This window comes from Mesorhizobium sp. M0633, from assembly GCF_040320645.1.
In the GTDB taxonomy this organism is placed as follows: Bacteria; Pseudomonadota; Alphaproteobacteria; order Rhizobiales; family Rhizobiaceae; genus Mesorhizobium.
Map to the genome: position 1 here is coordinate 64,601 of NZ_JAMYQC010000033.1, position 6,498 is coordinate 71,098.

The 6,498-nt window shown below is 57.4% G+C and carries 6 protein-coding genes and 3 pseudogenes; 3 read left to right on the top strand and 6 right to left on the bottom strand.

What is annotated here, in order from left to right:
- Positions 1–233: 233 nt before the first annotated feature.
- The 4 genes and pseudogenes from NKI47_RS27755 to NKI47_RS27770 form a co-directional block, all read right to left on the bottom strand.
- Positions 234–515: a ParB/Srx family N-terminal domain-containing protein gene (locus NKI47_RS27755; protein ID WP_502898087.1), complete on the bottom strand. Its 282-nt coding sequence runs from the start codon at positions 513–515 to the stop codon at positions 234–236.
- Positions 507–669, bottom strand: a pseudogene (locus NKI47_RS27760) (IS256 family transposase); the annotation flags it as partial. The gene NKI47_RS27755 and the pseudogene NKI47_RS27760, both read right to left, overlap by 9 nt.
- A 123-nt stretch (positions 670–792) precedes the next feature.
- On the bottom strand, positions 793–2,562 hold the full coding sequence (locus tag NKI47_RS27765; protein ID WP_352594323.1) for a GNAT family N-acetyltransferase: 1,770 nt from the start codon (positions 2,560–2,562) through the stop codon (positions 793–795).
- A complete protein-coding gene (locus NKI47_RS27770) occupies positions 2,559–3,038 on the bottom strand; it encodes a coproporphyrinogen III oxidase (protein ID WP_352594324.1) in 480 nt (159 codons plus the stop codon). The genes NKI47_RS27765 and NKI47_RS27770 overlap by 4 nt, the downstream gene beginning before the upstream one ends.
- A 472-nt stretch (positions 3,039–3,510) precedes the next feature.
- Here NKI47_RS27770 and NKI47_RS35235 point away from each other — a divergent pair.
- Positions 3,511–3,651, top strand: a pseudogene (locus NKI47_RS35235) (transposase); the annotation flags it as partial.
- A 722-nt stretch (positions 3,652–4,373) separates the two neighbouring features.
- On the opposite strand, the gene NKI47_RS27780 reads toward NKI47_RS35235, so the two are convergent.
- Both NKI47_RS27780 and NKI47_RS27785 read right to left on the bottom strand, forming a co-directional pair.
- A complete protein-coding gene (locus NKI47_RS27780; protein WP_352594325.1) occupies positions 4,374–4,907 on the bottom strand; it encodes a LysR family transcriptional regulator substrate-binding protein in 534 nt (177 codons plus the stop codon).
- Positions 4,904–5,299: a LysR family transcriptional regulator gene (locus NKI47_RS27785; protein ID WP_352594326.1), complete on the bottom strand. Its 396-nt coding sequence runs from the start codon at positions 5,297–5,299 to the stop codon at positions 4,904–4,906. Before NKI47_RS27785 ends, NKI47_RS27780 begins: the two co-directional genes overlap by 4 nt.
- 149 nt (positions 5,300–5,448) lie before the next feature.
- On the opposite strand from NKI47_RS27785, the pseudogene NKI47_RS27790 reads away from it, so the two are divergent.
- Both NKI47_RS27790 and NKI47_RS27795 read left to right on the top strand, forming a co-directional pair.
- A pseudogene (locus NKI47_RS27790) lies at positions 5,449–5,616 on the top strand (NAD(P)-binding protein); the annotation flags it as partial.
- Positions 5,617–5,747: 131 nt separating this feature from the next.
- A complete protein-coding gene (locus tag NKI47_RS27795) occupies positions 5,748–6,044 on the top strand; it encodes a hypothetical protein (RefSeq protein WP_352594333.1) in 297 nt (98 codons plus the stop codon).
- The last annotated feature ends 454 nt before the right edge of the window (positions 6,045–6,498 follow it).

Consider the following 6,498-nt stretch of genomic DNA (forward strand, 5'->3'; position numbering starts at 1 on the left):
GATCGCGCTTCGCGCACTGAGATAGCCAAGTTCCCAATCCGTGAGTTCGCAAAGCGGAATTGGGCGATCGACACGCGGCCCTACGACCAGAACGACCCTGATGTGGTTGCCGATATCAACGGCAAGGACGCTGGTGAACTCTTGATCGTCTACCACACTGGATGTCGCGTAACGTATTTGCCCCCCCGTAAGGTCCATGCGTCGGCAGCACTCACGGCCAACCCGGTCGCCGCTCAGCGCAGGTCGATCTCGACGCTCTGATCGCCAAGATCGAACTCGGCGCGTCGCAGGTTTTCGGCAAGAGAATCCTCTTCGGCCGAGGTCTCCTGCCCGCGGCCGACGATGCAGGGGATTGGCTCGCTCTTTGCCAAGCGCTTTTGCTTGATGAGGATGCCGAGCGCGAGATAGCGCCGGCCGCCGGCGGGCACTTCGAACGTGCTGGTCTCCTCGCCCTCGCCGTCAAGAACGGGACGGACGTTCAGGCTCTGGATCAGCTTTCGCCGTCCTGCCGCCATGGCCCTGATGAAGCGCTCACCGAAGATACGGCGAAATGGACCTTTGCCATGGACCAGTCACTTGGCGGCATTCTTTCTCGGATCGGTTCAAGATCAGATAGAGCAGTTTTGTGGCGGCATCGTCGCTCGGGAAGTGGCCCCTGGCCCTGACTGCCCAAACGCTGGTGGGTTGACCATGGATATCGGAACACCGAAAAGGGCCGCGCTTTGTGTGCGCCCGCAACCTGACCCCAAGCGCTATCGCCCAGGCTGCCGGCAGCGCTCCTAGACAACCCCATCAGTCTGAATTCCCGGGTCGCTTCTCAGCAGAAATCAACAAGTCATCCTGGCTGGCGAGCCGCTTCTCGAAGAAAATCACGGCATACCCATGCAACATCCCCTCACCGCGGCGACTATAGCCAGACGTCTCATAGAGCTTTTGAGCCCCGACTTGGATGGTTGTTGTGTCGAGCATTATGCACTTGAAACCTAGCGCAACGGCGCGCAGCTCCAATTCACTAAGTATTCTCCTTCCAAGCCCTCGTTGTTGAAAGGCGGGATCGACCCGCATCCGCTTCAGCTCTGCAACATAATCTTCGGCAGGTTTCAGTCCACCCATAGCAACGAGTTGGCCGCCAATATGCGCAACTACAAAATCTCCGCCTGAGGCTAGATATACGTCGCCGACATTGCGTAAATCATCCTCCCATGCCCCTTCCGGCCCATGTACACCAACAGCGTCGGATGCGCTTCGATGCAACCGCCATACATCTTCAGCATCTCCTACCTCGAATCGGCGAAAGACCACTTCGTCTTGAGACATTGACCATTTTCGCCTGATGTCGGAGCTATGCTTGACCGAGGAGAATGCCGCCTCTAGCTTTGGTGCGCTCCCTAACAGTCGCTGCGACAACACAGCCTCAATACTTTCCGACATATCAACTCCAACAATTGGGAGACCCGGCCCTACCGTATATTTCAGGGCCGCACGACGATGCATCCGGGTAAACCGATCCAGCGCACAAACACAGGACGCGTGCAGCTCTCGGATTTCGCTGCCCTGGCGCTCCACGATGGACGAGACCGTTGCGAGCTTAGGGAAGGGCGCTTTCCCTTCAAGCCAGCTTGGCTGGGTTCTCGCTCGCACCTTGTCTGGCGACAACCAGCGAAATACGTCGCCAATGCATTTTTGAGGATAATATTCCGACAACCGATATACATCCTTGTAGAATTGCGGCTTCTGGCGCAACAGCTCTTCGCCGATCAGTAGAACCGAGACCGCCACGATGCGGGCAGAGAAACGACCGCTTGGGCCAAGCCTATCCTTGTAAGGGTTCTTTCCGTAGAACATGCGAAATTGCTCGAAAAGATCGTGCGACATATGTTCATAAAAACGTTCCAGAATATAAATGGCTGACTCCAGCGACTTCATGCACAGCGATAGACACTTGCGTGCATCTGCCGCGACCGTGTCTCGCAACTCAAGAAGAGCTCCTATTGCCGACTGTAAGTCACCCTCAATAAGTTGATGGCCGAGGCAAAAATCGCGCTCCTCGACCCCAGCTGAACCGAGGCAATATACGCGAGGATCGCTCTCCACCGGGTTGGTGAGGATCATGTCTTCATAGGAGAGGACATCAATGCTAGGCTGCCGCTGACGACTTAGTTGTGCAATACGCATCAACGGTTCTCCTACCGTCAACTCCGCATCGACGGGATTGAGGCCGGCAAACGCGGACATCTGATAAGCACAATTGACGAGATACTGAATGTCTGTCTTAGCCACTCCGAAGTCGGACTGGGGCAGATTTATTAGCTGCGCCTCACAGTCTGTTCCCCGTATCATCGCGTTGATGCTCTGCCCAAGCTCCTTAACCGCTTCATCTGGCCGTTCATTCCCTTTGATCTGCGCAATATGGTGCGGGAGATGCTCGGCGACGAAATCGCTGACAATCCCAAGCGGGCGTTTTGCCTGGCTGCGGTCAATGCTGTCGACCAGGTGAGAAAATATCCCCCGCGCCTGATGGGCGGGTCGATCTGGGATGGAAAAGGACGAGGTAAAGGTCATTGACGAGGTCCCCCGACTTCACCGAAAGACAGCTTGCATTTTCGCACTTGAGCCGTACCGTCCCGCTGGCGAGTAATCGTGCTTTTCCATGAGGTCGGTCTTCTTGTCCCTATCCTGCTATCGTTGTGGGCTACCCGGTCAAGCACCTGGTCCGAGAAAAACAGCAGAGACACAGCGCCTGAATTGATGATGCCGGCGGAAGTCAGGGAAAGTACGCCGTCGTTAGAGATGAATACCAGGTCGGCCTCCTTCAAGATTTCAAGCTCGCGGGGAAAGTATTCTTCGAAGGGCACCCCAAATTCCCCTGCGAAGCGGGATGACGACACTCCGCTGCTTCGCAAATCAAACATTACTGTCCTGCGCATCAGATCGTCCTCTGACAGTGCGACACCTTTCCAAATCGGTTTATCGCCCGCTTCAACTCTAGTCAGACACCGATCAAAATCGGCCTCATTATAGAACTTGCACTGGCTCATGTAGCCAAATCCGCTAACCCCAAACGGCAGAAGATTATTGTCGTGCCAGGACTCGTACTTGCGAGACTGTTGAAAGGAGTGCGGTTGCGACGCCTGCGTCCATAGAAAATCGGCCCGTGACGATAGCCAAGCGCGGTGAGGATGTGCTCCGCCAAAAAATGCATGATTATCCGTTCCTTGGAGGGCAAGATGGGTCTTGCAATCGTGGGCGGTGGGAGTTCAACAAACCCATTTATTCCAGTCCTTCAATTTTGCCGAGCGATCGCTTCGCTCCTACCTGGCAAGCAATTTCGCCGGCTCTCAACGGAGGAAGCAACATTCATGCCAATTTGTATTTTGGCGCTAAAAATTAGATTGTAGATTTCCTTTCAGTTACTTAGCAGAAACATCGAGGAAGCCGGCCAAACAAGCCTATGTCCTAAAGTCGCCAAAACAGACATAAATTGTCGGACACCGTCGAAGGCCGCTGAGCCTCATCCGCTTCGACGAGAGCGGGGTCACCATCCACTATAAGGATTATCGCCGCCCTGGCGCCGACCGGCGGCAAGTCATGACGCCCGCCACAGACGAGTTCGTCCGTCGGTTCCTAAACCATGTCCTGCCACCCGGATTCGCAAGTCGTCTGGTCTTCCGGGTGGTCATCGGGCGGCAGAGCCACATTCAGCAATTTGCGAGCGGCGGGGGGCCGTGCCCATGCTGCCGCGGACGCATGATCATCATCGAGTTGTTCGCCTGCCGGGGGCAGCCGCGAGCGCCGCCCTACGGCTCTCCAGCAGCACGCACGACCGCGCATGGTCCGACCTCACCACCCCACGCCGTTCCTGCGCTTACCGCGAAATCCCGCTGGCGCCGCCGCCGTCGGCAACCGCATCGAGCCCGGTCCAAAGCTGCCCGTCGTGCCGCGTGCAGCGGTTACCGAGATCAGCACGCTTCTGTCGCCCACACAGCGCAAGCAGCTTGACGCGCCCTTGTCGGACAAAACGCATCTTCGCCAAAGCCGCTTGGAATGGCTGCGCGCACCGGCCTCTCGGGTTGGCGGCAGGTCGCTGGCCGAGCTCCTCCAGCTCGATCTTATCCGGAATCATCGGTGAGGCACCGACGCGCCTGCCTTCGCATCTCAGTCCCCGTATGGCCCAAATGGCCAAGGAAGGCGGCCTCTAAACGGCGCAAGCCTTCCAACAGATGGGTCCGGCCCGCCGTCATGCGGTTATGATAGCGACCTTGAATGAGCTGGCAATCATCGTGACCGATGCCGCGCTCAGCGCGAAACTCTTGCACTGGTTAGTACAACGTTAGACGCCAATTTTCAAAGCACACTCTTCCGAATGTTGCCGCCTATCCCCACACCCGGTGGATGACATCGAAGGCGTGGGCGATACTTGGATCGAGCGCGCGCGCGTTCAGGCAAACAAAACTGAGCGCCGTGTCCACTTTGACGCGGTCGGCGATGACGGGTCCGTTCGCCTGCTGCTCATGAAGGGCGATGGATTCGCGGCAGAGGCTGAGGCCAACGCCGGTACGGACCATCGCCACCATCGACGCTTCCTGATCAACCGACGCAACCACGTTGTGTCGCACGCCGAGCTCTGCAAACAGCCGTGCCAAAAGCCGGTTGTGGACCGAAGCATACGGCGTGCCGATCCATGGCAGCGCGGCAAGACTTGTCCAATCCCGGCCAGGTATGACGCCGGCAAGGAACGGTGGGCCGACGACACGATAGGTCAGCCGCGCCAGCTCCTTGACCTGACAGAGCTGTTCCCGGCCTTCGACCGCGAGGCCGGCGCCCGCATCAAAATCCCTGATGTCACCAAGGAAGAACCCGGCGTCCAGCTCGTCCCGCTTCAGCCGTTCCGGCACCTCACCGCTCATCCCATGGCGCAGTTCTGTCTCAATTCCTGGCCCGCTTTCAACCAATGCTTCAGAAATGCGCCTAGTCGGGTGAATTCCGGATCGATGATGGTGCCGATCCTCAGCTTGCCTCGCACCTGCGTGATCAGGTGACGGGCGGTCTGGTCGAAGTCCATCAACGCAGCGAGCACCTGCTCTGCTTTCGCCGCAAGCAGAGCGCCATCACGGGTGAGCTCTAACCCGGTGGCCGTGCGATGGAAGAGGCTAACGCCGATGTCCTGCGCCAGCCGCTTCAATTGCAGGCTGATCGCCGGCTGCGTCAGATGCAGCCGCTCCGAGGCACGGGTGACATTTCCCTCCCGGGCAACGGCGACAAAAACCCTTAGTGTTCTCAGATCAACCGGAAGAGCCACATTAATTTCGCTATAATATGCTGGCTATTTGTCATTGGATTTTCGCATCCGTCCAGTCCTATTCGTTACCCGGACAGAGGGAGAAGTTTGCGAATGACGCTTCGGGCGACCCGACCTTATAAGGGGTGCGTTGCGGACATCGGGCGGTCATGGCCGAGCCGGAGCCGGGTCCCAATGTCACTCGTGCCCCTTCGTCAACCAATCAAGTGTTCGACTATATTGTTGTGGGAGCCGGTTCCGCAGGCTGCCTGCTCGCCAACCGACTGAGCCGCGATTCTTCGAAACGGGTCCTCTTGCTCGAAGCCGGCAAGAAGGAGCTCCTGCAGCATCTCACAGACCTGCTACGGTCATGTCGTTTCCCGGCCGTTTATCGTCTGGGCGACAACCTTGGTCAAATTCTTACATTAGAAACTTGGAACTTAAGTGAGGCAGAAAACATTGTGGCGCCATGGGCAAGAACGATGGCGACAATCTTCCTGATTGGTTTCCGGGCAACCTGCCCGAGGACCCTGTGATCCGAGCCGATATCGCGAAAAGAATTTCGAGAGAGACCGACGGTCAAATTGGGCCGGACGGTTTGGTGGTCAGGAAGGCCAGGCGGGATCGCAATCTGCTCGAGGAACTGGAAAAAGGTGACGCCGCCCTCGACAGCCAGCCGTCCGTGTTTCCGTTGCTCCTGGTTTTGTATGTGCTCTCAATGTTGGGCTTCGCAGCGTACGCCATCGCTGGTTGGTATCTTCCATAGCGCGCTTTGAGTTTCCGTTACCCACTCTGGCAATGAGCTGCGCCAAGCGGTTCCTGTCGGATTTGTCTTTCGCCCATGCTGAGCCGTTCGCAATGGTGGCGCGTGCTTCTCTCATTAACTCACAGGCTCGAGCGGTTGGTGCTCCGGCTCCGCATGGTGAAGCACCTGGCCGAGATCGCGCATGTCAAAGTCCTGACCGCACACGGCGCAATAGTCGCTTGGCAGATGGGGTGGTTGCCGTCCTCCCCTAACGGCATCGCAATGTGCCAAGGTGACGTGGTGTAGACCACAGAACAGAGAGGACGGCGGATGAAGGCTACGATGATCGGGGTTGATCTGGCAAAGAATGTTTTCGTGCGACCTGCAAGTCGCGTGAGTTTCTGTTTCACAGGAGGAGATATTGCCTGAAGAAACCGGCTGTTCCATCAGCCGTTCCCTACCCGGACATGCGGAG